This is a genomic window from Pseudomonas sp. S8 (assembly GCF_050473925.1).
In the GTDB taxonomy this organism is placed as follows: Bacteria; Pseudomonadota; Gammaproteobacteria; order Pseudomonadales; family Pseudomonadaceae; genus Aquipseudomonas; species Aquipseudomonas parakoreensis.
Genome location: NZ_JBFDVZ010000016.1, coordinates 969,661 through 994,247, shown reverse-complemented (window position 1 = coordinate 994,247; position 24,587 = coordinate 969,661). Strand labels below are relative to the sequence as shown.

The window sequence follows — 24,587 nt, the reverse complement described above, 5'->3', positions numbered from 1 at the left end:
TTTTTTCTGACATCATGATTTTCCTTTTACAGATTTCGTGCAGTTGCCGCCAACAAAAAAAACTCACAGATAATAACTTGTGAGCCTTCTCAAATTCAAGAATGTACCTACGGACATGCGTAAAACTTCACAGGCTACTCTAGTGCCTTCATTATCTTGAACAACCCATTGTTAGAGGTTATTCCTAGTTTGCGAAAAGCTGTGGCTTTCTGCGTACTGATGGTTTTTATACTGCGGTTGAACTTTTCGGCGATTTCCGTGATGGTCATGCCGTCGAGATAACAGCGGATAACCTCCTGCTCACGCGCCGACAGTAGAGCCAATTGCAGCACGTTAGTGTCACTGCTGATTAATTGAGGTGAATTGTCACTTTGCTGGATACCATCGACTACTTTATAGGAGGCTTCTGCACTTAGGTAAACAGCTCCGGAAGCAACCACCCGGATAGCCTTGGCGAGGCATGTCAGATCCTCATCCTTGCCAATGAATCCGCGCGCTCCAACCCGCAGGGCCAGCGAGACAGTGGCCGGATCGTGGTGAGTTGACAGCACCAGGATCCGGCAGGCGGGAAAGCGAACCCGCAAAGCGCGAATCAATGAAACACCATCAAGCTCGTCGCGACCGAGAACGAAGTCCAGCAAAAGCACATCGACGGGCACTGTAGACATACCGCGCATCAGTTCCCGGCTGTTTTTATATATCCCGACGATCTCTATACCGGGGGCGTCGCCTAGGTGACTGGCAAGACCTTGGCGAACGACAGCATGGTCGTCGAGTAATGCAACACGTATAGACTTCATGGCGTTCAGACGTCACTCGGTATGGACCAGGTAACTCAAAGACTAAAATGAGAATAGTCAATACTGGTACCTGATCGAGAATTTTTTAAGTACAAACACACAGTTCTGGAAAGTCGCACCCAGGCTTTTGTCGTGCACTATCGCGCGACGAGTCTCAGGAAATCAGCCTGCTCCAATGGAGGGGCCAGAGCCAATCCTTGCCCGGCGCTGCAACCTAGACGGTTGAGCATCTCGATGCTGGATGGATCCTCAATACCCTCGGTCACTAGATTCAAGTTGAAGTAGCGGGCAAGGTTAACGATACCGGAAATGATCTCGCTCGATTGTGGCGATTGCTCAGCAATTCCAGCTAACTTTCCGTCGATTTTCATCTCATCGAAGGGTATGTGCGTCAACAGAGCGAGCGTTGCAGCGCCGGCACCGAAGTCTCCGAGCGAAATCAGAAAACCCTTCGCTCGGAGTGCCATGATGGACGCTGACAACATCAGTTCGTTTCCAGGAGTGATTGGCTCAGTCAGCTCGATCTTCAATCGCCGGGCAGGCAAACCGGCCTTTTGCATCTTGATTGCCAACCGGGTAGCCAGTCCGGTGGCACACAGCGTGCGGGTCGAGGCATTTATAGCGATGGGAATGTCTATACCCAGACGATCGAGCGCATCGAGGACTTCAATCACCGCTCTCTCGACATGACTGAACAGCAAGAGGCCTAACCCTAACTGTTCGACCATCGGGATCAGGATCAACGGGGGGATGTCGCCGTGGATTGGGTGTTCCCAGCGTATCAGCGCTTCGGCTCCGATCACTTGACGACTGGCCAAGTTATATTGCGGCTGCAGCACCACACGCAGATTTTCACCCGACGTTATCACTGACACGACATCGTCTTCGCTGATCAACAACTCAAATCTGTCAGATTGCGGCAGCTGCGGTAGCAAGTGTTCGGCTGTAGCAAGCTTTTCGAGTACTTGTAGAAGTTGAGTGGGATGATTCTCGGCAACGATCTCAACCCGTATGCCCGATGCTCTGGCGAGTCGGGCATACGAGGCCAAAGCTATACTGGAAATACCTTTGACGATATCCGTATGGCCCTGCTCGATGGCAGCGGCCGACGAAGTCGCATCATCAAGCGCACTGGCCTTTATGGTCCAGACAATATGGGGAGCTCTGCGTACCCGGCCGTAGGCGTTAAGTTCACCGACCCAACACGGTAGCATCAGACTGTCGACATGATCAGCATGAATCTCGGCCATAACGATGTCTATAGGTTGCTTACGCAGGCGCAGCCTGCTCAGCGACTCAACGTGCTCGATATGGAAAAGACCACTACCGTTCAGGCACTCTGTCATGCGTAACACATATTGTTCATCGTGGCTTAATACGACCAGATTGACTCGGGGGGGAGGCGTTAGAGTAAGGGGCGAAGTTTTCAACTTGACGATCGCTTCATGAGTGTAATGACAACTCATTTAAACAACGCCTGATCATTTCAGACTATAAGACTACTCCTAAAAATCATGTGAGATGGCAACTCGTATTCTTATCTCGCTCGTGGCGCGTGAGCAGTACAGTATAATTGACGGCCGCTCATGCCAGCGGTAGGGTTTCGATCAAAAGCGCGAGGTCATTCACTGCTTTCCAGGAGGCATGGCCGTGAGAAAAAATGCAGAAAAATCCGACAGGTCAGCTGTTATCTTCAATATTGACTTTTTCCAACCGAAGTACCAGGTGAAAGTACCATGAAGCGGGGAGCGGCATTGTGGCCAGCGATTTTATTTGTCTGGTTACCGTCAGTTTTCTCCCATCCTCTGGATCTCACCCCTGAAGAACGCGCCTGGATTGCTGCAAACCCGGTCGTCCATGTGGCGGTCGAGCCTGACTGGAAACCGTTACAGTATGTGGAGGACGGTCAGGACATGGGGTTGGCCACTGAGTACATAGACTTCATCGAGCGCAGCACAGGCCTTCGATTTGTGCCTGTGCCCGACACGGGAGTTGGACAGGGGAGGATAGAGAAACTTCAGCGGGATGAAGTAGATGTACTTCCCGGGATCATGCAGATGTTTGCGGAGAAATCGATTATCGATGCCGCCATTTTTACCAATGTCTATTACACGGGGGCAACGATAGTTGTCACGCGTAAAAACAGTCAGGCGGTGTTCGATCTACGCCGACTGAACGGGCATGTTGTTGCTGTCAAGAAGGACAGTTCATATGAGAGCGCAATCAGAACGCTCTATCCTGCTGTCAAAATTCTTGAAACGAAAACACCCGAAGATTCGCTGATTGCAGTCATTGAACGGCGTGCTGATGCGGCAGTAGACGTTGCACCTGCACTGCTACCCTTTTTGCGCAGCAAATATGATGAAGAACTGTATGTCTCCGGCGGGATCGCCCGTTTGCCGATGGAGCTGTCCATGGCTGTACGACGTGATCTGCCGATTTTGCGCGATATCCTTGACAAGGCGCTGGCGTCCATGACTGCTGAACAAGTCGATGCAATGATACAGCGCGAGCTCGAGTCGGCCAACTATGGTAGACCATCGCTAACCGTACTATTGCGCTATTACGGCCTGCAAATGGCGCTGATCTTGAGCGGCCTGTTGCTGATCGGAGGATTTGCGATTCACGCAAGACAGCAACGGCGCCTGGCCATGCTCAGCGAGAAAGAGAAAACCATGTTTCTGGCCGTGCTTACCCATGAGATTCGCTCGCCGATGAATGCCATCCTCGCCTCCATGGAGCTGCTGATGCAGCGTACCGAGCTGCCTGATGAATCTCATCGTTTGCTGGCGGTAGCTTCCAGCGGTGCGGAGAACTTACTATATCTGTTGGATGACGTTCTGGATATCTCCAAGCTCGAGGCCGGACGGCTGCAACTGGACCTGGGGCCCGTCGATATTATGGAACTGGCTCGCTCCGTTGTAGATTTGCTAGCGCTAAAGGCAAAAAACGGGATTGAACTGAAGCTAATACAAGAACACCCCATTGAACCCCATCTGATGCTGGATAGGTTTCGCGTTGAGCAGGTGTTGCATAACCTCATCTCGAATGCGATCAAGTTCACGCCTGAAGGTGGCGTGACGATCAGTATACGGTTGGATCCCAGCCCTCCCCCGCTAAACCGGCATCAATTACAAATCCGCATAGTGGATACAGGTATCGGGATAGACGCCGACTCTCTTCAACGGCTTTTTCAACCATACACCCAAGCAAACACGAATACTGCGCGCAAGTTTGGTGGCACCGGGCTTGGCTTGACCATCTGCAGGCAACTGTTGGAATTGATGGGTGGTACTATAGATCTCGAGAGCGAGCCTGATAAAGGTACTGTCGCCAAAGTACTCCTACCCTGTGATATCTACGTTGCGCCGCCCCATCTACAAGAACAGAGCTTATCTAGGCAACAATTGGATGTGCCAGCGACAGAGCGAGTACTAAGGGTTTTGCTGGTAGAGGACATGCCCGCCAATCAAGCAGTCCTCCACGCTCAGCTCGAAGTCTTGGGCTGCAGCCCGACACTGGCACCGGATGGGGAAAAAGCTTTGCTTGCACTTGAGCAAAACACATTTGACATTGTGTTATTAGACTGCGATCTCCCGAGCATTTCCGGCTATGAAGTGGCCCGCCAGTGGCGAGCCATAGAGTCGTCGCTCGCCCTTGCACCTACGCCGATCGTAGCGATCTCCGCATCGACCGATGATGAACACACCGCCACCTGTTTCGTCGCAGGCATGGACGGCGTACTGAAAAAGCCCATCAAACTGGGCAAGTTAAGAGATGCACTTCAACTCTGGACGGATTTGCCACTAGCACATATTGATGAAGAGGCCACATTCGATACAGATGATCGAGCAGATATCGCACACCTCTGGAGCGACGTGCATGCGTTACGAGCTGCAGTTGAAATGGCTGACATGGAAGAAGCGACTCATTACGCGCATCGATTGTTTGGTGCCTTCGCAATATTGAAACAACCAGATATGGCATCGTTGGCGAAATCAATGGAGGCCCGGTTCAAGGTCGGATCTTCAAGCTTTGCACAGGCGGATCTGGATATTCTGGAACAGTTACTAGTGCAATATTCATTATCTACGGAAACAGATAGAACGTAATCGCGAGAGGGGATGGCTCTCCTTTTAGTCCGAATCCGATATCTTGCTCTCTGCACGCTGCGTAGAGTCTTTGGCATTACTACTCGTATAGGTCGATACGATGTCATCCAAGCCAAAGCAGAAAAAAAACTACAGCGCACTGCCAAAATTGCTGATCGTGGGGACAGTTGAAGATATCGGCTACAGCCTTTCGTTCGCCGGAGAAACGGAGGTCGTAAAAAACCTGAGTGCAGCGACAATCGCACTGGCCACGCGACGTTTTCATGCAGTGTTGAGTCATATCTCGACGGAGTGTGCCGAGGGGTTGGCCTTACCGTCATTACTGCTGGACCTCAAGCGGCAACGCATATTGTCGAATTTGCCTGTGGTCATATGGTACAGCGCGCAGAAACAGAGCTTCTTGGATTGGCATATAAGGCTGGCAGGGCGTGCGGGTGTAAAGGTCCTGCTTTTCGACTTGTCCAGTTCAAATGTCGAAATGAATATCGTCAGTGCTCTATTGGAAAATGTAGCCAGTGGCGAGTCCATCCAGCACGACGAAACACAGGTACCAAACACGCTTGAGCTGATGCGTGCCCTGTTGACCAATAATGATTTCAGAATAGTGCTGCAACCGCAAGTCAACCTGCAAACCGGCGAGATCGTAGGTGCCGAGGCGCTGGCGCGCTGGAGCCACGAATCCAAGGGCAACATTGCACCGTCGACCTTTGTGCCGTTGGCGCGCCAGGCCGGGATGGATCTGCTGCTTTTCCACATAGTGCTGACTAGAGTGATTGCGCTGTTGAGCGATTTGCACCGTCAGGGTGTTGCTGTGCCTATCGCAGTAAATGCATCAGCCTCGACTTTATCTACGGTTGGCATCGGCCGATCACTCGCGCAAAGGCTTCGTGAAGCAGATGTGCCTACTTCCCTACTCATGATCGAATTGACCGAAGACGTGCCAGTTTATGATTGGCTTGCCTTGTCGAGGGAGTTGGGTTCTCTGCGCATGTGGGGCTTTCCGATTGCAATGGACGATTTTGGTTGTGGCTTTGCTTCGATAGACCTGTTGACTCAAATGCCATTTTCCAAACTCAAAATTGATGGCCGCTTCGTACAAGGTATGGGCGATGACTGCGGCTGTTGTGCGGCAGTCTGCGCAGCGATTTCGATAGGCCAGACCATGGAGCTGGATATCATCGCCGAAGGGATTGAATCTTCATCGCAGATTGATGCATTGCTCCAGCTTGGGTGCCGCACAGGACAAGGTTTTGCCCTGTCGACACCTTTGGAAGTGGACGAGTTCATGCGCCTGTTCCCCATCAGGATCAGGGATAGGCAGTAACCCGCAGATCATGTTGGACAGGCTGACTCCCTATGGTCGAGGCCTTGGTGCAGACTTTGGCTGTGCAGTCTCGCTTTTCCATCGCGCCAAGTCAGGGTCAATACATATAGCGTGTCGAAATCATCACGCCTCCAATCCTCGACGATCATTCGTTCCTCACCGAGGACCTTACCTGCTACGGCATTGATCAGTTCCGGCAGGTAGCCACGTGACCAAGCGGTGTAGACCGTCGCGTTATGATACTGCTCGCGCAGGAATTCGTCGGCCAGTTCGTCAGTGTCGTTGGCCCCAAAGTCGATATTCACTGGCAGGCCCAGGCGGATGGCACTAGGGCCAATAGTCATCAGCGGTCGGATATAGCTGTAGCGTTGATCCTGGCTGCCCTCCTCGACATGCCTTAAAGGGTTGGCGGCGAACACATAGTCAGCGTTGCCGAAACGCTCGGGCAACGTTGTGGAGAGGTCAAGAGCGCGATTGAGCCCTTGGCAGTTCAATTGGCCCATGCCTTGATCGGGTTTCTCGGCGTGGCGCAGGAATACCAGAGTCTGAGTGCCGTCTATCGGTGTTACCTGTCGTTCAAAAAAGCCTAGGGAGAGCGGCATGGCTATGGTGGCAAACCCAAGTATCGGCACAAGGTAACGACGTGGTTGAAATACACGCTTAAGGTGGGGAGGCAAATTATCCAACATAAATTTCGCTCGAGGTTTAATAAGGCAGCAAACTTAAACAACAGACCAACACTGGACTCTATAGGACTAGGCCTAATTTTTTCAGCTTGCTGCTTTGAACCGATATCGATGGATAAACAAACTGCTGCTCAGTTTGGGAGTTAATTTGAGGTTTTTGCTGAGTGCAGACGCACTTATCCCGTGGCAGGCGGCCTCGAGATCTAAATCTAGCCAGCCGTCGCAGTTTCTATACCGCCGCAGGCTGCGTGAATTCATCGATCCCGCTACTCATGCCACATAGTCCCAGGCGATCCAGTTTCAGGATGCGCTTGAGATGGGCAAACAATATCTCCGCCTTCTTACGTTCGCGGCGAGAGCGCACATATGCAGGTGTCGCTAAGACCCGACGTGGCATATCGCGTGCGGCTTTATGTCCGCGGCGAGCTATTTATCGAAATACAGTGCTCGGGCAGCACTTGGTGCTCATTGGCCGGTAACTGCCATTTCTCAACAATGACTTCGGTCGAGCGAGCTCGACATGTTGTTACCATCGTCCAATGTAAATCCGAAGTCGTCGCTGGACACTTGAGCCGCCTCGTTGAGTCGTTGACGTAGTGCAGCGGTCAGCTGTCGTTCCACTTCCCATGGGTCAGACAACGCTGCGAGTTGTGGCGCCAATTGCGGCGACAGGATCATCAGCGATTGGTTGAGCGAGCGCGCCGTCTCATACGCAGCCTTCTGCACGAAGCTGATCTCGACCAGTTCACCCTGCGCCTTGCGAAACTCCATCTCCGCCATTCGCGCCAAGTAATGCTCGCGATGCGCTCGTGCTTTCTGAAAGTCCGGAGAGTGCCCCTGGGCCGAATCAACGGGCGGCGGCGCAGCCGTGTTAGTCGGTTCGGATTTTGATGTGACGTGGCTATAGACGTCACGCTGGAGCCGTTCCTGCTGGTGTCGAGCGCTGACGCCGGCCTTACTCGGATCCCGCGTCACCTCCAGAAACTGTTCGCTGGCATCGACATCGATCCGGCCCGCTTCATCCAGCACCAGTCGATTATTGAGTATCAATTTGCTGATGTATTGCTTAGACCACCCCTTGAGCTCGCCGTATTCCTTACGTGTTAAAAATGCCATGAAGCCTCCTATTTCCAAGCCCGGTCAACTGGTCAACCAGTCAACTGGGGTCGACGCGAGCAACTCCAACGACCTGGTGCATCTCCCGCATGTCGATCGTCAATACGGCCATTTTATTGTCCAGGACAAGCAACGTGTGTTCGAGCTGGTGCACACCGGCGGCGTGCTTAGCCTCGACATGGGTTTTGAACTTCCCCTGCATGTGGCGCTGCATCGCACCCATTCGCGCCGCGGCGTCACCGCTATCTTGAGCATCGGCAACAAGAGCCCGCATACGCGCTGCTTCACCTTGTACGACTCCGATGCCGAGATCTACGCAAAGGTCATTGAGTCCATCAACCACCTTGCTGCAGCGGCCACTCCAGCTGCGCACGCAGCATAAGGAGGACGTCATGGAACGCACCCTCGCCCAAGCAGCCGCTCAACTCGGCCTCACTCGCCCCAAACTGATCGCTCTCATGCGAGAAAAAGGTTTGCTCAAGGGAAACCTGCCGGCGGACCCGAAGCGCGACAAAGCGTACCTGCGAGTCAAGGACAGTCCCTGGTATGACGAGAAACACGGAATGCAGTACAGCCAGTCGGCTCGGGTGAAGCAGGCCGGTATCCGCTGGCTGGCCGAGCAGTTGGACATCGATCTTCCTGCCATCCCGGTAGATCGCCGTGACGTGGCCTAGGGAGTACGCCCGCCAGATCGTTGCCATGCGCACACGCGAGGAGCGCAACGCCGCGCTCCTCGAAGTGCCCGAACATCTGCGCGAGCTGACCAGACGCCACTGCCTGAACGCCTGGAACCACCCGGCACGACAACAACGCAAGGAGGCTCGACAAGGCCATGAGTAACGCTGCACAGAATCCGCTTCGCCTTCATCCGGCGCCCGAATTGGCCACCGTCGAACTGCTCTATCGAATCTTCGGTGACGTCCTGATCCCGCTGGAGAAAGTCCGCGAGCAGTACTTTCGCAATCTCAACGAACAGTCGTTCGTGACAGAAATCAACAGCGGCCGGATCCAGCTCCCGATCACCACGCTGGACACCAGCCGCAAGGCCCTCAAATACGCCCACATCCGGCACGTCGCCTCGCTGATCGACATCCGCGCCTACAAAGCGGATGAAGACATGCAGCGACAGCACGACGGACAACGCCCTGTTGCCCCCACACCACTGACGGCTGTCACCACCAGCCAACGACAATCCCAGGAGCACACCACATGATGACCCCAATACAAATCGGTGCACTCATCATCCTGATAGCTCTGGCCGCCCTGCTGCTCTGGGGCGGTTACATCATGGGCCGCAGCGATGGCCTGGAAACAGGCCTGCGCGAGGGTGAAGACATCCAGCGCGCCGCAAGCGCCAAAACCATCCGCGAGCTCCAGGTCTCCCTGCAGTTCATACGGGCCGATCACGCACGCCTGGCACACACCTGCAAACGATTTGAAGCAGGTCCACTCTTCGGCCCGGCCGAGCACCAGACGCTGGTCGATATCGGCGAGCTGCTGCGGATCGCCGCTGAGACCTTCAGCGCCTTTCGTACCAGCAAGAAGCTCGAGCGTGATGCCCGATCGCTGCGCGGGCAGGCGCTTGCAATGGCTGCGCAGCTGTATCCAGGAACCGAGGGCAACAAGACCGCACCGCAAGCGCATTCGAAGCGCTCAGCATTTCCTAGCAAGGAGCCAGCATGAGTATCCAATTTCTTAGCCATGAGCAAGTCTGCGAACTGACCGGAGCTAAAACTAAAGCCGGTCAGATTATGGTGCTGAAGCGCAATGGCATTCGTCATACCATCAAGCGCAATGGCTGGCCTTGCGTGATTGCGTCCGCGCTGACAGGAGCAACTACCAACGCGGCAGAAACTCCAACGTGGCAGCCGCGCCTGGTGGGATGAATGGGACGAAGACCAACAAAGCCGGGAAGCATTCCTCGCCTGCGCGAGAGAAAACGCGGCAAAACAACCTATTACCTTTATGACACTGGCGGGAAACCACGCAAGGAAATCCCGCTAGGTACGGATTACGGCCTGGCCATCTTAGAGTACGCAAAGCTCGAAAAAAGCCGCGTCTCTCAAGCCCTGACACAAACCGTACTTACCTTTGCTTACGTAGCCGAGCTTTATATGAATGAGGTGGTTCCCACTAAAGCCCACGCCACCCAAAAAGACAACGCGCGCGAACTCAAAAACCTACTTCTGTTCTTCAACGATCCGCCCGCCCCTCTAGAAGCTATCGAACCGAAACATGTCAGCCAGTACCTTCGTCATCGTGGCAAGACAGCACCTATTCGCGCGAATCGGGAGAAGGCTTTACTCAGCTCCATCTGGAACTTTGCTCGCGAGAATGGCTATACATCCTTGGCAAATCCTTGCTCAGGCGTGAAGGGTAATAAAGAAACCGGTCGCGACATATATGTTGAAGACGACGTCCTTGCCCGAGCCTACCAGCATGCCGATCAACCATTAAGAGATGCTTTGGACCTGTTTTATCTAACAGGTCAGAGGGTCGCTGACACATTGAAGATGGATGAGCGCGACATAAAGGACGGAAAGCTCTCCGTCCAGCAAGGCAAAACTGGGGCTAAACGAAGGATCGAAATCATTGGTGAGCTCAAAGTCGTAATCGATCGAATCATGGCGCGAAAGGCCGGACAGAAAATCAGATCAACACGCCTGGTAGTAATCGACTCTGGCCAGCCGATGACGACCAGTATGCTCAGAAAAAGGTTCGATGACGCCAGGGAAGCAGCCGGGATTCCAAAAGCAGAATTTCAGATGCGCGACCTACGAGCAAAAGCGGCAACGGATAAAGAGGAGTCAACAGGGAGCATCAGAGAAGCTCGGGACCAACTTGGGCACACCACCGTAGGGATGACAGAACAGTACATCCGCATGCGAAAGGGCATGAAGGTCACCCCTACGAGGTGACTAACGGTAACGAATTGCGGAAAAGATTTTTTGATTGCGGAAAAAAGAACTAAGGGCTTGCATGAGGTACATCATGCAAGCCCTTGATATTCATGGTGCCCGAAGCCGGAATCGAACCGGCACGCCCTTACGAGCGGGGGATTTTAAGTCCCATGCGTCTACCAGTTTCGCCATTCGGGCGGTAGCGCGGTGTAGTGCTCAAAGCAGTCGATCAGCAAACCTGACAGCGTTAAGCCTTGTAAAGCAGAGCGGGAAATATATACATCACGTCCCGGTGAAGCAAGTTCACAGTGGTTGATTTCAAGACTAAATCTTGCAGCGCACTGGAAATAAAAAAGCTCCGTAAATCATGGATCTACGGAGCTTGTTTATAGTGGAGGCCGAGGTCGGAATCGAACCGGCGTAGGCGGATTTGCAATCCGCTGCATAACCATTTTGCTACTCGGCCTCAAACGATCGCTGTTTAGTAGCACCACAACAACCGCGTACAAACTTGGAGCGGGAAACGAGACTCGAACTCGCGACCCCGACCTTGGCAAGGTCGTGCTCTACCAACTGAGCTATTCCCGCTTGGTGTGGCGCATTCTATAGATTTCAGAAGCCCCGTCAACCCTTTGATTCAAAAAAGTTTTATTTCTTTTCAACGTCGGTTTTCAGATGCGGCCAGGCGGCCCGCAAGTATTGAACCATCGACCACAACGTCAGGCCTGCCGAGATCATCAACAAGGCATAACCCAGCAAGACCCAGAAACTGAAGTCTCTTGGATTGGCCAGCAGGATCACCAGCGCCAGCATCTGCGCTGCGGTTTTCCACTTGCCGAGATTGGACACCGCTACATGAGCGCGGGCGCCGAGTTCTGCCATCCACTCACGCAAGGCCGAGACGACAATCTCACGGCCAATGATGACGGCTGCGGGAAGTGTCAGCCACAAATTGCCGTGTTCCTGAACCAGCAATACCAAAGCGACAGCCACCATCAGCTTGTCGGCAACCGGATCGAGAAAAGCTCCGAACGGCGTGCTTTGTTCCAGGCGACGAGCCAGATAGCCGTCGAGCCAGTCAGTGGCCGCCGCAAAGGCGAACACCGAGGCGGAGGCCATGTAGCTCCACTGATAAGGCAGGTAAAACAGCAAAATGAAGATCGGGATGAGCAGGACGCGTAGAACGGTAATCAGATTCGGGATATTCATCGGCACAACTGGCTACGAGGTGAGTTGGCATTCTACTCGCTATGCAGGTTTGCATAAATCGACTCTGCGAGCTTTTTACTGATCCCCGGTGCTTTGGCGATCTCTTCGATGCTTGCACGAGACAGCTCCTGCAATCCACCAAAATGTTTCAACAAGTCCCGACGCCGGGTCGGCCCTACGCCTGCAACGCCTTCCAGCGTCGACGTCCGGCGGGTTTTGCCGCGCCGCGCACGGTGGCCAGTGATCGCGAACCGGTGTGCCTCGTCACGAATCTGCTGGATCAGGTGCAGCGCGGGTGAGTCGCCACGCAAAGTGAACTCATGGGCGGCATCATTAAGATACAAAGTTTCGAACCCTGCCTTGCGGGTTGCGCCCTTGGCCACACCCAGCAGGATCAGATCCGGTACTGCCAATTCGTTGAGCACGTCACGGGCCATCGACAATTGTCCCTTGCCGCCGTCCACCAGCAAAATATCCGGCAGCTTGCCCTCCCCGTCCTTCAGTTTGCTGAAGCGCCGGGTCAGGGCCTGGTGCATGGCCGCGTAGTCATCGCCCGCTGTGACGCCCTCGATGTTGTAACGACGATAGTCGGATTTGATCGCACCTTCCGGACCGAACACGACACAAGAGGCGACAGTCGCCTCGCCACTGGAGTGGCTGATGTCATAGCACTCGAGGCGCTGCGGTGGTTCATCCAGGTTCAGTACTTCTGCCAGCGCGTCGAAGCGCGCAGCCGTGTGTTGACGGTTGGCCAGGCGTGCGCCCAGCGCTTGCTCGGCATTGGTGACCGCCAACTGCTGCCAGCGCGCCCGTGTGCCACGCACCCGGTGGCTGATACTCAGCTCGCGACCGCGCAGCTCGTGGATGGCATCGATCAGGGCCGTGGCGTCTTCGGGCACGACGTTGACGATCAGTTCGCTCGGCAGGTCGCGCTCCGGGCTGCTGATATAGTACTGGCCGAGGAACGCCGCCATGACTTCGGCAACCTCCTCTTCAATACCCACCTGTGGAAAGAAGTTTTTGCTGCCCAACACTCGCCCGCCACGCACGCTGATCAAATGAACGCACGCGCCGCCCGGGTTGACGAAGGCTGCGATGACATCGATGTCGCCCGTACCGCCTTCCATGCTCTGCTGATCCTGGACCCGACGCAGCAAGGCAATCTGGTCACGCAACTCGGCGGCGCGTTCGAACTCGAGATTGATCGCCGCCTCTTCCATTGCCGTTGACAGCTCATTGGTCAGCGCGTGACTGCGTCCTTCAAGAAACATCACCGAGTGACGCACATCCTCGGCATAAACTTCCGGTTCAACCAGACCGACACAAGGAGCCTTGCAGCGTTTGATCTGATACTGAAGACAAGGGCGCGTACGGTTCTTGTAGTAACTGTCCTCACACTGCCGGACGAAAAAGGTCTTTTGCAGCAGGCTGAGGCTTTCGCGAATGGCCCCGGCGCTCGGATATGGGCCGAAATACTTGCCCTTCGCCTTCTTCGCGCCACGATGGATGCTCAACCGTGGGAACTGGCCGTCAGACAGAAATACATAGGGATAAGACTTATCGTCGCGCAACAGAATGTTGTACGGCGGCCGCCACTCCTTGATCAGCGTCTGTTCAAGCAGCAACGCCTCGGTTTCATTGGCGGTAATGGTCGTTTCGACCTGTGCGATACGCCCGACCAGAGCAGCGGTCTTCGGCGCCAGTCCGGTCTTGCGGAAATAGCTGGCAAGTCGCTTCTTGAGGTTCTTGGCCTTACCGACATACAGCAGGCGTGCCTCGCTGTCGAACATGCGATAGACGCCGGGACGCCCACTGACAGTCGCCAGGAAGGCGCCGGAATCGAATATTTCAGTCATGATCAGGCGCTGGCATCAACCATGCCGTGGCGCACGGCCAGCAACGTCAACTCGACATCGCTGCTGATCGACAGTTTTTCGAAGATCCGGTAGCGATAGGTATTAACGGTTTTCGGCGACAGACAGAGCTTGTCGGAGATGATCTGCACCTTCTGGCAGCCGACAATCATCAACGCAATCTGGATTTCCCGTTCGGACAAGGCATCGAACGGTGAATCATTGGTCGGCTGGAACGATTTGATCGCCAGTTGCTGGGCAATCTGCGGACTGATGTAACGCTGGCCGGCAAACACCAGGCGGATGGCCTGAACCATCTCCGGCAGACCCGCGCCCTTGGTCAGGTAGCCGGCGGCACCTGCCTGCAACAGACGTGTAGGGAATGGATCCTCCTCACACACCGTGACAGCGACAACCTTGATGTCCGGATGACTGCGCAACAGCTTGCGCGTGGCCTCGAGACCACCGATACCGGGCATCTTGACGTCCATCAGGACCACATCGGGTTTCAACTCACGGGCCTTGATCAGGGACTCTTCCCCGGACTCGGCCTGTCCAACCACCTGCAAGCCATCGATATCGGCCAGCATCCGTGTAATGCCTGTACGAACGAGATCATGGTCATCGACCACTAGCACCCTAATCAAGCAGACACCTCGCGATATGGTCTTATTGGGATGCCGGACACCTTAGCAAAAAGTGCCAGACAGACCTAGCGGCAAGCGTCATTTAAAAAGTTTCAATTCATCATCGAAGGCTTGCCGGCCGTGGGTTTCAGAGCACAGGTGTACCGAAATCGAGCTGCATCCTCAGGAAACACTCGTCCTCGCCACACACATGCAAGCCTTTTCTCTTATACAGGCTTTGCGCAGGATTATTCTTGAATACGGTCAGACGCAGCGCCGGCAGTCCTTCAGCGCGGGCCATGGCGATAACCTGATCAATCGCCCAGGATCCAGCACCCTGCCTGCGAAACGCCTCGCCGATTTGCAGCTCGCGGAGATACAGCGCCCTGCGATCCCGACTGAGGCTGAAAAATCCCACAGGAACTTCGCCAAGCATGATCAGCCAATTGTCCCGTCCATCCCAGGCAACCTCGAACGCTTGGTCCTGCCACAGCAGATCGTGGCCAATGTAATAGCGCAGCATGTTCTGGCACGTCAGCTCTCGGGCAAATACCCGATCAGCCAGTTCGGCGCGACGCAATTGGTAGGTCATTGCCCCGCCACCACCGGAACTAGCCGCCCCTGCCATGCGCCGTCATCACGTCGCGCAACGACCAACAGTTCACCAGGCCCTGGCGCGGCGGCAACCAGCGTGCCGTCTTCAGCCCAGACGGCACTGCGACCTGCCGATTGCCATCCACCCGTGAGCCCGGCGTGATTGGCCATCAGAACCGCCATCGAGTGCTTTTGGGCGTAGCCCTGCAATATCGCGCTATCCACGCCATAACCTTTTTCGCCAATCAGCACGCCTGCTGCGTACAGGTCGGCGCCAGCAACGGCAGCCGCTGCCGCGTGGCTGGCGTGGGAAAAATCAGCGCAGACCGCCAGCGCGACGGTATCGCCGCCTATGCGCAAGGACGAACCACCAGCACCTGTGGCATAGAAAAGCTCTTCGCCACTGTGCAGATGTTGTTTGCTGTAAACCTCAAGAGAACCATCCCTGCCTAACGTCAGCGCGCCGATCAATACCTTCGAACTGTCCTTATGGCGAATCGGCATCCCGACCACCGCAATGAGACCCAGCTCACGCGCGCAATCACGCAAGGGTTGCAGCACCGAATCCTGCGGATCGATTGCCATGTCTGCAGCCATCTGGCCTTCGTAACCTGTCAGCGACAGCTCCGGAAACACCAGCAGTTCGACGCCCTGCTCCGCTGCCAGGGCCATGAAGCGCAAATGACGGGCGATGTTCGCCGCCAGATCACCGGCAACGGAGAACGATTGGGCTGCAGCAATGGTGAACGTCGACATTATTCATCCTTGGGATTGTGCCAAATACGCAGTGTGTCACAACGCCTGCGGCACTCAAGCAATAGGAAATGTCATGTAAGCGCGATAGCAATTTCTGATTGCTCAGGCGCATGGGCCTCTAGTAAGCTCGGCGCACTTATTGGAGACAAACCATGTTCAACGTCCTCTCACAGCTTCGTTCCGCCAGCGCCTTGCGCTCGGTTGCGGCTGCCCGGGCGAATGACGCTTGTGCTCCTGCCAGCTTTTATTTTGGGTATTGGTTTAGCCACTGGCGCGCCTGATACCCAAACGGCGCCCATGAAAACGGGTCGCCTACCAGAGAATTCTCACCCCCGGTCGGCCTCCCGACCGGGGGTTTTGTTTTTTCAGGCCCCAACTTTTTCAGCAACACACCAGACACTTTGAGGAATCACGACATGAACTACGCCACTTATTACCGTTACGACACTTTTAGCGCCTGGCGATTTAGCAGCCTCCGCTCGGGACAGCCTGCCGCCTCCGATCGGTCACCCACAGGTGGCAAGCACACACACGCAGCCAATACGGCCAATTGTCGAACACCCCAGTAGGGCCGAGTGAGCGGGAAGTACCCGCCGCCAGCCCAGGAATCCTGAATATGAACTCGTCTGTTTCTGCTCTGCCACTGTCCACCCTCGACTCTGCCAACGAAACGCTGACCCTGCGTCTGCCCAGCTCGTTGCAACTCAAACAGCAATTGCCCCTGAGCAATGCCCTCGCCCAGCAAGTCGCAGCCCACCGCCAGGCGGTCCGCGCGATTCTCAATGGCGAAGACCATCGCCTGCTGGTCGTCGTCGGCCCCTGCTCGATTCATGACCCGCGTTCCGCACTCGAATACGCCGAAAAGCTTTCCCGCCTCGCACATCAAGTCAGCGACGAGATGCTGCTGGTGATGCGCGCCTACGTCGAAAAACCACGCACCACCGTCGGCTGGAAAGGTCTGGCCTACGACCCGCACCTGGATGGCAGCGACGACATGGCTGCGGGCCTGACCCTGTCGCGAGAATTGATGATCGAGATGATCCGCCTGGGCTTGCCTGTCGCTACCGAACTCCTGCAGCCCATGGCTGCCGGTTACTTCGACGACCTGCTCAGTTGGGTTGCCATCGGTGCACGCACCACCGAATCGCAGATCCACCGGGAAATGGCCAGTGGTCTGAACATGCCCGTCGGCTTCAAGAACGGCACTGACGGCGGCGTCTCTGTAGCCGTCGATGCCATGCGCTCAGCAGCCCACCCGCATCGACACTTTGGTGTCGACAGCCAGGGGCACCCGGCGATCATTCAGACCCCGGGCAACCCCGACACGCATATGGTGCTGCGTGGTGGCCATCACGGCCCGAACTACGATCACGAAAGCATTGCCCGGGTCCGTGCCGACTTGATACGCCTGAAGATTCCGGCGCGGATCATGGTTGACTGCAGTCACGCCAACAGCGGCAAGGATCCTCTGCGCCAGCCCGAGGTGTTCAATGCAGTGCTCGAACAACGACTGCTGGGGGATCGTTCCTTGATCGGGATGATGATTGAGTCCCACCTGTTCGAAGGCTGCCAGCCTTTAGGCCCTGCCCTGCGTTACGGCGTGTCGGTGACCGATGGTTGCCTTGGGTTCAATGCGACAGAGCTGTTGCTGTCGAGCGCAGCCGAACGTCTTCGAGCCTGTTGATCGGAACAGCCTTTGCGGAATTGTCAAAATCCCGCAAAGGCAGGATCGTCGTTCAGCTTTCACCACAGGTTATGCCCGCACCCGAATACGGGTCACCTCAGAGGCCTGGCTGACATCATCCAGCCGCTCCACCGAATACGACACCTGCACCACAGTTTCCCGATGCTCTCGCCAGAAACGGTGAGGCACAATGAATACCACGGGCTGGCCTGCGGTTTCCCGGGTGATATCCCGATCATCGCGATGACTGAAATACTCACCATCACACTTCAAGTAAACCAGCTCTCCCTCCTCAGCCTGGGCATTGTCGATCACTACGGTAATGCCATCCTCGGCATCCACTACCTCCAGCTCGCCATCTTGCGCCTCCAATACCTGCGGAGCTGCGAGATCACCTCGCATCAATGGTGCGATCAGAACGCGCAGGTTTGCAGACTGCCTTACCTCAGCCGAGCCTGATTCCACCCTGTAGCTGACGCTCACCTCTCGCATACGATGTGGGGCGATGCAATGCGCGGGTATCCAGAAAGACAGCGCTTCGCCCACAGCAAACTGTTCCACGAGCAATACATCATTGATGACCGGCAGTCCTTCATCACCTTGCCAGGACAGGATGACCCGGTCCCCGACAGCCATCCGGGCGTAAGGTCGCACGATCACGCCAGTCCCTTGCGGAACACGGTCCGGATCAAGCGTCCCACCCACCGTCTCTTCAAGGATTGGCGCCAGCAGATCGGGTTCCGGATCGCCCACATCCAGCTGCAAGCGCCTGGATGACAGCGGCTCCGGCAGCGCGACGCTGTACAGCGTCCAGAAAACCTCCAGTGAGCCACGCTCCAGCGTAGCTATGTGCAATCCCTTCACGACAAAGACAAGTTCCTGCCCCACCTGGCCTTCACTGACCGTGCGAGTGATTTCGTGGATGTAGGACAAACCTTCGTCATCCAGCCCTTGCCAGTGCAGCACAAGTTTGTCGCCGCACACCATGTTCGGGTAAGGCGCAACCCTGACGAATGCCTGGTTCAGTGAGGGATCAAGCATTCCGCCCTCCATAACCTCAAGCATCGGCGCAGGCAGCGACGAGACTGGAGCGGGTACCGGTGCAGACGCAGGTCGATAGCAGAACTCGAAGTTCTCGCCGTCCACCTTCAAACTCAGAAGACCGCGTCCACCGGAGTCATCCGCTACAGGAGACGTAATTGACGCGGTCGCCACAGAGGTGTCGCCATTGACTTCGTATATAGACATTCGTAGCTCCATTCCTTGGATAAAACGCCGCCATGAAGGCAACGTCGAACGAACTCCATTGAACACCATCCAGCCATTGCCAGAAGTCAGCACAACGCCTTCCATCGGCAGGGTAAATGCACCACATGACGTAGGCATACGAAGCAGAATCAAGAGATACCGCTCAAAAGATTGCCAGATGTTCCGACTACCCCCTCAAGCAGAAGCGAATATTCGTACCGCTTTTATTCCAGTTTCCTTTCAGTACCGAGGAGCTTTCAGACATCGCCGACCCGCAGGCCTGTTTTACAGTGGCACGCACCAACCACTGACAAGCATCTGCAGAAAGAGACAGAAACATGCAACGGAATGCGACAACCCGCTACCCCATCCTTTTGGTCCATGGCCTGTTCGGGTTTGACCGTATCGGCCATTTCGAGCTTTTTCATGATGTCAAGCAAGCGCTGAGGGAAGCAGGCGGCCAAGTGTTTGTGCCGCAGCTGTCTGCGACCCATGACAACGAAGTACGCGGCCAGCAATTGATGTTTCAGATCGAAAGCGTTCTGCGAGGAACCGGAGCCGGCAAGGTCAACCTGATCGGGCATAGCCAGGGCGCGCTGGCGTGCCGTTACGCCGCTGCGCTGACGCCAGAGAAAGTCGCCTCGGTCACGTCGGTAAGTGGCCCCAATCACGGTTCGGAACTGGCTGACGCCTTACGCCAGGCCCTGATACCGGGTGGCCTGCCGGAGCACGTGGCGGAGCACGCTGCAACACAGTTTGCCCGCCTCCTCTCGCTGCTCAGCGGGCAACCGGGACTGCCGCAGAACGCTGTCGCCGCACTCAGTGCCCTGACGACCGCAGGTGTTGGGCAATTCAACAGAAAGTACCCGCAAGGTCTGCCTTCCAGCTGGGGCGGCCAGGGTGCGGAGCGGGTCAATGACGTTCACTACTATTCCTGGAGCGGCACGCTGCAGGACAACTTATTGCAGGCACTTGATCCGGTGCATATCGTCTGCCGGGGATTATCAGAGCATTTTGTCGCAGAGACCGGACAAAACGATGGTTTCGTGGGACGCTTCAGTTCCCATCTGGGCCGGGTCATCCGTTCCGACTATCCTTTCAGCCACCTGGGCAGTCTGCGTCGCCCCGACGGAGTGAAAAAAACCGGCCAGGATCCCGTCGCTCTCTATGTCGAGCACGCTGCACGCTTGCGGGCTGCGCACCTGTAAACGTGCGCCAATGCGCCGAGCGGAACTTTGCCGAGAAATCGCTTACTGATTCCGGTAGGCTCCACACTTTACTGAAATAGATTGGAGAATTTCCCCATGGCTAAAGCCACTGCCCGCCACATCCTGGTTTCCAGCGAAGACAAATGCAACGAACTCAAGGCCCAGATCGAAGGCGGTGCTGATTTCGCCGAAGTCGCCAAGGCCAACTCCACCTGCCCGTCCAGCCGTCAGGGCGGCGACCTGGGTTCGTTCGGTCCTGGCCAGATGGTCAAGGAATTCGACACCGTGGTCTTCAGCGCGCCGATCAACGTCGTGCAAGGCCCGGTGAAGACCCAGTTCGGTTATCACTTGCTCGAAGTCACCAGCCGCCAGGACTGATCCGTCGCCTGATTGCTGCCCCAACGGCCCGCCTTCTGGTGGGCCGTTGTGTTTTGGTTACAGGATGCGGCTGGCGACTGACGCGCCGCTCGCGTACAAATTGCGCTTATCGATCACCCGGCTTTAAGGCTGACAATGCGACTGGCTTTCCCTTCTCTGCTGTTCACTGCCGTGGCCCTGCTGTTGGGCGCCGCCGGTGTGGACGCCACTCCGCAACACGCGTTGACCGTCTATGGCGAACCGGCCAAATACCCGGCTGGCTTCAGCCACTTCGACTACACCAATCCGCAGGCGCCCAAGGGCGGCACCATGCGGCGCTCGGCGATAGAGATCGGGCATTTCGATCACATCCTGCCTTATATCGATAAGGGCATCGGCGTCACCCAGATTGACGGCATGCTCTATTCGCCGCTGGCCCAGCGTTCGATGGACGAGCCTTACACCGTCTATGGCCTGGTGGCACAAAAAATGGAACGCGCGGAGGACGGCCTGTCCCTGCGTTTCTTCATCAACCCCCAGGCGCGTTTCGCCGACGGCAAGCCGATCACAGCCGAAGACGTGCGCTACACCTATGACCTGCTGATGACCCAGGGCAGCCTGCGCTATCGCACGCAGTTCGCCGATGTCAAAGGTGTCGAAGTGGAAGCGCCGCTGACCGTGCGCTTCGACTTCAAGAGCAACGAGAACCGCACCTTGCCGCTGGACATCGCCACCCTGCCGGTGTTTCCCGAGCATTGGTGGAAAACCCGCGACTTCGCCGGTGGCGGCGGCTATGAACCGCCGCTGGGCAGCGGCCCGTATCGGGTGGGCAAGGTCGACTCCGGGCGCAGCATCACATTCGAGCGCAACCCCGACTGGTGGGGCAAGGACCTGCCGGTCAGTCGCGGCCTGTACAACTTCGATCACTTCAGCATCGAGTATTTCGGCGACACCGATGTCGCACGTCAGGTGCTGCGCGGCGGCGCCTATGATTACAACCGCGAGTTTTCCGCCACCGGCTATTCGATCGGTTACGACAGCCCGGCGCTGAGTGACGGCCGCCTGCAGAAAGCCCACCTCGCCACCGAAGCCCCGCAATCGGCACAGGGCTTCGTGTTCAACCTGCAGAAACCGATGTTCCAGGATCGTCGGGTGCGTCAGGCACTGGCGATGCTCTGGGATTTCGAGTGGAGCAACCGGCAGATGATGCGCAACATGTACATCCGCCAGCAGAGCTATTTCTCCAACACCGCCCTGGCCGCCCGCGAGCTGCCGGATGCCGCCGAACTGAAAATCCTTGAACCATTGCGCGGACAGGTTCCCGACGAGGTCTTCACTCAGGTCTTCCAAGCGCCGAAAACCGACGGTAGCGGCTTGATCCGCGATAAACAGTTGCAGGCTCTGGAGTTGCTCGAACAGGCAGGTTGGAAACCCAATGGCGACCAACTGGTCAACGCCGAGGGCGAACCGCTGAGTTTCACCTTTCTGGTCAGCCAGAACGGCATGGATCGCCTGCTCCTGCCTTACAAACGCACGCTGAATCAGATCGGCATCGACCTGAATATCCGCCGCATCGACTCCTCGCAATACGTCAATCGCCTGATGAGCCGCGACTACGACATGATCGTCACCGGCTACCCGGTCAGCACATCTCCGGGTGGCGAGTTGCTCAACTACTTCGGCTCGATTTCGGCCAACGACCCCGGCGCCAATAACTACATGGTGCTGAAGAATCCCGCGGTCGACACCTTGATCAACGGCCTGATCCGCGCCTCGACCCAGAGTGACATGCTGCACTACGCCCACGCGCTGGATCGGGTGTTGCAATGGAACTACTACTGGATTCCCAACTATTACCCGCCGGGCACCTCCACCGTCTGGTGGAATCGGTTCGGCATGCCGGCAACACAAGCCAGCAATGACGAAGCCATCGAGAGCTGGTGGGAAATCAGCAGCACGCCGCTGACCAACCAGCAGATGAGCGCCGAAAAAATCGGTCGTGGCAGACCCGGAGGACCGCACTGATGTGGGCTTACATTCTGCGGCGCCTGCTGCTGATCATTCCGACGTTGGTGATCATCCTGCTGGTGAATTTCGCTATCATCCAGGCGGCACCCGGCGGCCCGGTCGAACAGGCCATCGCCCATCTGCAAGGGATCGGTGGCGCGAGTGTCGGCGGCAGTGCCAGCGAAACCATGAGCAGCACCTCGCGTGCCAGCCGTGGCCTCGACCCGCAACTGATCAAGGACATCGAAAAACAGTACGGTTTCGACAAGCCGGCGCATGAACGTCTGTGGCTGATGCTCAAAAATTACGCGCAGCTGGACTTCGGCAAAAGCTTTTTCCGCGGCGCCACCGTCACCGATCTGATTCTGGAAAAAATGCCGGTGACCATTTCCCTCGGCCTGTGGGCGACGCTGATCACCTATCTGGTATCGATCCCGCTGGGCATTCGCAAAGCGGTGCATCACGGCAGCCACTTCGATATCTGGAGCAGCACCGCGATCATCATCGGCTATGCGATGCCGGCGTTTCTGTTTGCGATGTTTCTGATCGTGGTGTTTGCCGGCGGCACCTCGCTGAACTGGTTTCCGGTGCGCGGGCTAGTTTCGGACAACTTCGAATCGCTGTCGACCCTGGGCAAGATTGCCGATTACTTCTGGCACCTGGTGTTGCCGGTGACGGCGCTGGTGATCGGCGGTTTCGCCACGCTGACGATCCTCACCAAGAACTCGTTCCTCAATGAAATCACCCGCCAGTATGTGGTCACCGCCCGCGCTAAAGGCCTGAGCGAGCGCCGCGTGCTCTACGGTCACGTGTTTCGCAACGCGATGCTGCTGGTGGTCTCGGGGATCCCGCAAGCATTCATCAGTGTGTTCTTTGCCGGCTCACTCCTGATCGAAGTGATCTTCTCCCTCGACGGCCTCGGCCGCATGAGTTACGAAGCGGCGGTTTCCCGGGACTACCCGGTCGTATTCGGTTCGCTGTTCATCTTCACCCTGTTCGGACTCTTGATAAAACTGATCGGCGACCTGTGCTACACCCTGGTCGATCCGCGTATCGATTTCGCCGCGAGGAACGCCTGATGTTCAAGCTCTCGCCTCTGGGCCGTCGCCGTTTTGCGCGATTCAAGAAAAACCGCCGTGGCTGGTGGTCGTTGTGGCTGTTCATCGGACTGTTCGTGGTGACGCTGGGCGGTGAACTGATCGCCAACGACAAACCGTTGGTGGTCAGCTATCAGGGCCAGCTCTACTTCCCGGTGTTCAAGCGTTACACCGAGCAGGAATTTGGCGGCCAGCTGCCGTTCCAGGCCGATTATCGCAGTGACTATGTGCAGAACCTGATCCGCAAGGACGGTGGCTGGCTGCTGTTTCCGCCGATTCCGTTCAGCGACGACACGCCCAATTACGACCTCAACCAACCGGCACCGAGCCCACCCTCGAAGGTCAACTGGCTGGGAACTGACGATCAAGCCCGCGATGTGTTGGCGCGGGTGATTTTCGGCGCCCGGGTGTCGATCCTGTTTGCCTTGATGCTGACCGCCATCAGTGCACTGATCGGGATTGCCGCCGGCGCCCTGCAAGGCTATTACGGCGGCTGGGTCGATTTGCTCGGGCAACGCCTGCTGGAAGTCTGGACCGGGTTACCGGTGTTGTACCTGCTGATCATCCTGTCGGGTTTCGTCGAGCCGAATTTCTGGTGGCTGCTGGGGATCATGGCGTTGTTTTCCTGGCTGGCGCTGGTGGATGTGGTGCGCGCCGAGTTCCTGCGCGGGCGCAACCTGGAATACGTCAAAGCCGCTCGTGCCCTGGGCCTGAGCGACCGCAAGGTGATAGTCCGGCACATCCTGCCCAATGCGATGAACGCAACGCTGAGTTACCTGCCGTTCATTTTGACCGGCGCGATTTCCACCCTCACCGCCCTCGACTTCCTCGGTTTCGGCATGCCCGCCGGCAGCGCTTCGCTGGGCGAACTGATCGGCCAGGGCAAACAGAACCTGCAAGCACCGTGGCTCGGGCTGACCGCATTTTTCACCCTGGCGCTGATTCTTTCTTTACTGGTGTTCATCGGCGAAGCGTTACGTGACGCGTTCGACCCTCGATCCTGAAGTGTG

General features: G+C 56.4%; 25 protein-coding genes, 3 tRNA genes and 1 pseudogene. 15 read left to right on the top strand and 14 right to left on the bottom strand.

Features of this window, described 5'->3' with window-relative positions:
* Nucleotides 1-134: 134 nt before the first annotated feature.
* Nucleotides 135-800, bottom strand: coding sequence for a response regulator transcription factor (locus AB1J88_RS05780; protein WP_430290484.1), 666 nt, complete (start codon nucleotides 798-800; stop codon nucleotides 135-137).
* A 137-nt stretch (nucleotides 801-937) separates the two neighbouring features.
* Complete coding sequence (locus AB1J88_RS05775) at nucleotides 938-2,266, bottom strand: EAL domain-containing protein (RefSeq protein WP_430290483.1); 1,329 nt, start codon at nucleotides 2,264-2,266, stop codon at nucleotides 938-940.
* Nucleotides 2,267-2,536: 270 nt separating this feature from the next.
* Between AB1J88_RS05775 and AB1J88_RS05770 the strand changes: the two genes are divergently transcribed.
* Entirely contained in the window at nucleotides 2,537-4,912 is a 2,376-nt protein-coding gene (locus AB1J88_RS05770; protein ID WP_430290482.1) for an ATP-binding protein, read from the top strand.
* 100 nt (nucleotides 4,913-5,012) lie between these two features.
* The gene (locus AB1J88_RS05765; protein ID WP_123725539.1) at nucleotides 5,013-6,236 is read left to right on the top strand and encodes an EAL domain-containing protein; all 1,224 of its coding nucleotides are present in this window, start codon (nucleotides 5,013-5,015) and stop codon (nucleotides 6,234-6,236) included.
* Between the two features lie 8 nt (nucleotides 6,237-6,244).
* On the opposite strand, the gene AB1J88_RS05760 is transcribed toward AB1J88_RS05765, so the two are convergent.
* The 3 genes and pseudogenes from AB1J88_RS05760 to AB1J88_RS05750 form a co-directional block, all read right to left on the bottom strand.
* Nucleotides 6,245-6,925, bottom strand: coding sequence for a histidine phosphatase family protein (locus tag AB1J88_RS05760; RefSeq protein WP_123725540.1), 681 nt, complete (start codon nucleotides 6,923-6,925; stop codon nucleotides 6,245-6,247).
* Between the two features lie 226 nt (nucleotides 6,926-7,151).
* A pseudogene (locus tag AB1J88_RS05755) lies at nucleotides 7,152-7,394 on the bottom strand (IS5/IS1182 family transposase); the annotation flags it as partial.
* 17 nt (nucleotides 7,395-7,411) lie between these two features.
* Nucleotides 7,412-8,038, bottom strand: coding sequence for a terminase small subunit (locus AB1J88_RS05750; RefSeq protein WP_430290481.1), 627 nt, complete (start codon nucleotides 8,036-8,038; stop codon nucleotides 7,412-7,414).
* On the opposite strand from AB1J88_RS05750, the gene AB1J88_RS05745 reads away from it, so the two are divergent.
* Genes AB1J88_RS05745 through AB1J88_RS05715 form a run of 7 tightly spaced genes read left to right on the top strand, consistent with a single transcriptional unit; the run spans nucleotide 8,037 to nucleotide 10,956 of the window.
* Nucleotides 8,037-8,420 carry a hypothetical protein gene (locus tag AB1J88_RS05745; protein WP_430290480.1) on the top strand — a complete coding sequence of 128 codons (384 nt, stop codon included), beginning with the start codon at nucleotides 8,037-8,039 and terminating at the stop codon, nucleotides 8,418-8,420. The two genes, AB1J88_RS05750 and AB1J88_RS05745, sit on opposite strands and share 2 nt — an antisense overlap.
* Before the next feature lie 10 nt (nucleotides 8,421-8,430).
* Nucleotides 8,431-8,712, top strand: coding sequence for a phage antirepressor KilAC domain-containing protein (locus tag AB1J88_RS05740; RefSeq protein ID WP_430290479.1), 282 nt, complete (start codon nucleotides 8,431-8,433; stop codon nucleotides 8,710-8,712).
* Nucleotides 8,699-8,878: a hypothetical protein gene (locus AB1J88_RS05735; protein WP_122707920.1), complete on the top strand. Its 180-nt coding sequence runs from the start codon at nucleotides 8,699-8,701 to the stop codon at nucleotides 8,876-8,878. The genes AB1J88_RS05740 and AB1J88_RS05735 overlap by 14 nt, the downstream gene beginning before the upstream one ends.
* Nucleotides 8,871-9,251, top strand: a complete 381-nt coding sequence (locus AB1J88_RS05730) for a pyocin activator PrtN family protein (RefSeq protein ID WP_430290478.1) — start codon at nucleotides 8,871-8,873, stop codon at nucleotides 9,249-9,251. The genes AB1J88_RS05735 and AB1J88_RS05730 overlap by 8 nt, the downstream gene beginning before the upstream one ends.
* Nucleotides 9,248-9,721, top strand: coding sequence for a hypothetical protein (locus AB1J88_RS05725; RefSeq protein WP_430290476.1), 474 nt, complete (start codon nucleotides 9,248-9,250; stop codon nucleotides 9,719-9,721). Before AB1J88_RS05730 ends, AB1J88_RS05725 begins: the two co-directional genes overlap by 4 nt.
* Nucleotides 9,718-9,924, top strand: coding sequence for a DUF4224 domain-containing protein (locus AB1J88_RS05720; RefSeq protein WP_008080161.1), 207 nt, complete (start codon nucleotides 9,718-9,720; stop codon nucleotides 9,922-9,924). The genes AB1J88_RS05725 and AB1J88_RS05720 overlap by 4 nt, the downstream gene beginning before the upstream one ends.
* Nucleotides 9,925-10,956, top strand: coding sequence for a site-specific integrase (locus AB1J88_RS05715; protein ID WP_430290475.1), 1,032 nt, complete (start codon nucleotides 9,925-9,927; stop codon nucleotides 10,954-10,956). It abuts the gene before it with no gap.
* A 93-nt stretch (nucleotides 10,957-11,049) separates the two neighbouring features.
* Here the strand turns inward: AB1J88_RS05715 and AB1J88_RS05710 are convergent.
* The 8 genes from AB1J88_RS05710 to AB1J88_RS05675 form a co-directional block, all read right to left on the bottom strand.
* Nucleotides 11,050-11,136: transfer RNA gene (locus AB1J88_RS05710), tRNA-Leu, on the bottom strand.
* A gap of 194 nt (nucleotides 11,137-11,330) precedes the next feature.
* Nucleotides 11,331-11,404 (bottom strand) — tRNA-Cys (locus tag AB1J88_RS05705).
* A gap of 46 nt (nucleotides 11,405-11,450) precedes the next feature.
* Nucleotides 11,451-11,526, bottom strand: a tRNA-Gly gene (locus tag AB1J88_RS05700).
* 60 nt (nucleotides 11,527-11,586) lie between these two features.
* Nucleotides 11,587-12,147 carry a CDP-diacylglycerol--glycerol-3-phosphate 3-phosphatidyltransferase gene (gene pgsA / locus AB1J88_RS05695; RefSeq protein WP_003225417.1) on the bottom strand — a complete coding sequence of 187 codons (561 nt, stop codon included), beginning with the start codon at nucleotides 12,145-12,147 and terminating at the stop codon, nucleotides 11,587-11,589.
* Between the two features lie 32 nt (nucleotides 12,148-12,179).
* On the bottom strand, nucleotides 12,180-14,003 hold the full coding sequence (gene uvrC, locus AB1J88_RS05690) for an excinuclease ABC subunit UvrC (RefSeq protein WP_198759285.1): 1,824 nt from the start codon (nucleotides 14,001-14,003) through the stop codon (nucleotides 12,180-12,182).
* 2 nt (nucleotides 14,004-14,005) lie between these two features.
* Nucleotides 14,006-14,647 carry a response regulator transcription factor GacA gene (gene gacA, locus AB1J88_RS05685; protein WP_024012761.1) on the bottom strand — a complete coding sequence of 214 codons (642 nt, stop codon included), beginning with the start codon at nucleotides 14,645-14,647 and terminating at the stop codon, nucleotides 14,006-14,008.
* Nucleotides 14,648-14,774: 127 nt separating this feature from the next.
* Nucleotides 14,775-15,218, bottom strand: coding sequence for a GNAT family N-acetyltransferase (locus AB1J88_RS05680; protein ID WP_430290473.1), 444 nt, complete (start codon nucleotides 15,216-15,218; stop codon nucleotides 14,775-14,777).
* Nucleotides 15,215-15,976 (bottom strand): carbon-nitrogen hydrolase family protein, encoded by a 762-nt coding sequence (locus tag AB1J88_RS05675; RefSeq protein ID WP_430290472.1) that lies wholly within the window; start codon nucleotides 15,974-15,976, stop codon nucleotides 15,215-15,217. Before AB1J88_RS05675 ends, AB1J88_RS05680 begins: the two co-directional genes overlap by 4 nt.
* A gap of 616 nt (nucleotides 15,977-16,592) precedes the next feature.
* Between AB1J88_RS05675 and AB1J88_RS05670 the strand changes: the two genes are divergently transcribed.
* Nucleotides 16,593-17,660 (top strand): 3-deoxy-7-phosphoheptulonate synthase, encoded by a 1,068-nt coding sequence (locus AB1J88_RS05670; protein ID WP_430290471.1) that lies wholly within the window; start codon nucleotides 16,593-16,595, stop codon nucleotides 17,658-17,660.
* Nucleotides 17,661-17,729: 69 nt separating this feature from the next.
* Here the strand turns inward: AB1J88_RS05670 and AB1J88_RS05665 are convergent, their stop codons facing one another.
* Nucleotides 17,730-19,061, bottom strand: coding sequence for a hypothetical protein (locus AB1J88_RS05665; RefSeq protein ID WP_430290470.1), 1,332 nt, complete (start codon nucleotides 19,059-19,061; stop codon nucleotides 17,730-17,732).
* Nucleotides 19,062-19,246: 185 nt separating this feature from the next.
* Here AB1J88_RS05665 and AB1J88_RS05660 point away from each other — a divergent pair, with 185 nt between their 5' ends.
* The 5 genes from AB1J88_RS05660 to AB1J88_RS05640 all read left to right on the top strand — a co-directional run bounded on the left by AB1J88_RS05660 (nucleotide 19,247) and on the right by AB1J88_RS05640 (nucleotide 24,581).
* On the top strand, nucleotides 19,247-20,116 hold the full coding sequence (locus AB1J88_RS05660; RefSeq protein WP_222014674.1) for a lipase family alpha/beta hydrolase: 870 nt from the start codon (nucleotides 19,247-19,249) through the stop codon (nucleotides 20,114-20,116).
* A 96-nt stretch (nucleotides 20,117-20,212) separates the two neighbouring features.
* Entirely contained in the window at nucleotides 20,213-20,494 is a 282-nt protein-coding gene (locus AB1J88_RS05655) for a peptidylprolyl isomerase (protein ID WP_007912303.1), read from the top strand.
* A 135-nt stretch (nucleotides 20,495-20,629) separates the two neighbouring features.
* The gene (locus AB1J88_RS05650; RefSeq protein WP_430290469.1) at nucleotides 20,630-22,498 is read left to right on the top strand and encodes an extracellular solute-binding protein; all 1,869 of its coding nucleotides are present in this window, start codon (nucleotides 20,630-20,632) and stop codon (nucleotides 22,496-22,498) included.
* Nucleotides 22,498-23,559, top strand: coding sequence for a microcin C ABC transporter permease YejB (locus AB1J88_RS05645; protein WP_430290468.1), 1,062 nt, complete (start codon nucleotides 22,498-22,500; stop codon nucleotides 23,557-23,559). Before AB1J88_RS05650 ends, AB1J88_RS05645 begins: the two co-directional genes overlap by 1 nt.
* The gene (locus AB1J88_RS05640) at nucleotides 23,559-24,581 is read left to right on the top strand and encodes an ABC transporter permease (RefSeq protein ID WP_041064553.1); all 1,023 of its coding nucleotides are present in this window, start codon (nucleotides 23,559-23,561) and stop codon (nucleotides 24,579-24,581) included. Before AB1J88_RS05645 ends, AB1J88_RS05640 begins: the two co-directional genes overlap by 1 nt.
* The last annotated feature ends 6 nt before the right edge of the window (nucleotides 24,582-24,587 follow it).

Excerpts from the sequence above, each read along its gene's own strand:
- AB1J88_RS05640 (WP_041064553.1), top strand. The coding sequence starts at position 23,559 with ATGTTCAAGCTCTCGCCTCTGGGCCGTCGCCGTTTTGCGCGATTCAAG.
- AB1J88_RS05745 (WP_430290480.1), top strand. The coding sequence starts at position 8,037 with ATGAAGCCTCCTATTTCCAAGCCCGGTCAACTGGTCAACCAGTCAACT.
- AB1J88_RS05730 (WP_430290478.1), top strand. The coding sequence starts at position 8,871 with ATGAGTAACGCTGCACAGAATCCGCTTCGCCTTCATCCGGCGCCCGAA.
- AB1J88_RS05675 (WP_430290472.1), bottom strand. The coding sequence starts at position 15,976 with ATGTCGACGTTCACCATTGCTGCAGCCCAATCGTTCTCCGTTGCCGGT.
- AB1J88_RS05765 (WP_123725539.1), top strand. The coding sequence starts at position 5,013 with ATGTCATCCAAGCCAAAGCAGAAAAAAAACTACAGCGCACTGCCAAAA.
- AB1J88_RS05750 (WP_430290481.1), bottom strand. The coding sequence starts at position 8,038 with ATGGCATTTTTAACACGTAAGGAATACGGCGAGCTCAAGGGGTGGTCT.
- pgsA (WP_003225417.1), bottom strand. The coding sequence starts at position 12,147 with ATGAATATCCCGAATCTGATTACCGTTCTACGCGTCCTGCTCATCCCG.
- AB1J88_RS05650 (WP_430290469.1), top strand. The coding sequence starts at position 20,630 with ATGCGACTGGCTTTCCCTTCTCTGCTGTTCACTGCCGTGGCCCTGCTG.
- AB1J88_RS05760 (WP_123725540.1), bottom strand. The coding sequence starts at position 6,925 with ATGTTGGATAATTTGCCTCCCCACCTTAAGCGTGTATTTCAACCACGT.
- AB1J88_RS05715 (WP_430290475.1), top strand. The coding sequence starts at position 9,925 with ATGGGACGAAGACCAACAAAGCCGGGAAGCATTCCTCGCCTGCGCGAG.
- AB1J88_RS05725 (WP_430290476.1), top strand. The coding sequence starts at position 9,248 with ATGATGACCCCAATACAAATCGGTGCACTCATCATCCTGATAGCTCTG.
- AB1J88_RS05655 (WP_007912303.1), top strand. The coding sequence starts at position 20,213 with ATGGCTAAAGCCACTGCCCGCCACATCCTGGTTTCCAGCGAAGACAAA.
- AB1J88_RS05660 (WP_222014674.1), top strand. The coding sequence starts at position 19,247 with ATGCAACGGAATGCGACAACCCGCTACCCCATCCTTTTGGTCCATGGC.
- AB1J88_RS05740 (WP_430290479.1), top strand. The coding sequence starts at position 8,431 with ATGGAACGCACCCTCGCCCAAGCAGCCGCTCAACTCGGCCTCACTCGC.
- uvrC (WP_198759285.1), bottom strand. The coding sequence starts at position 14,003 with ATGACTGAAATATTCGATTCCGGCGCCTTCCTGGCGACTGTCAGTGGG.
- AB1J88_RS05645 (WP_430290468.1), top strand. The coding sequence starts at position 22,498 with ATGTGGGCTTACATTCTGCGGCGCCTGCTGCTGATCATTCCGACGTTG.
- AB1J88_RS05780 (WP_430290484.1), bottom strand. The coding sequence starts at position 800 with ATGAAGTCTATACGTGTTGCATTACTCGACGACCATGCTGTCGTTCGC.
- AB1J88_RS05670 (WP_430290471.1), top strand. The coding sequence starts at position 16,593 with ATGAACTCGTCTGTTTCTGCTCTGCCACTGTCCACCCTCGACTCTGCC.
- AB1J88_RS05680 (WP_430290473.1), bottom strand. The coding sequence starts at position 15,218 with ATGACCTACCAATTGCGTCGCGCCGAACTGGCTGATCGGGTATTTGCC.
- AB1J88_RS05775 (WP_430290483.1), bottom strand. The coding sequence starts at position 2,266 with ATGAGTTGTCATTACACTCATGAAGCGATCGTCAAGTTGAAAACTTCG.
- AB1J88_RS05770 (WP_430290482.1), top strand. The coding sequence starts at position 2,537 with ATGAAGCGGGGAGCGGCATTGTGGCCAGCGATTTTATTTGTCTGGTTA.
- AB1J88_RS05720 (WP_008080161.1), top strand. The coding sequence starts at position 9,718 with ATGAGTATCCAATTTCTTAGCCATGAGCAAGTCTGCGAACTGACCGGA.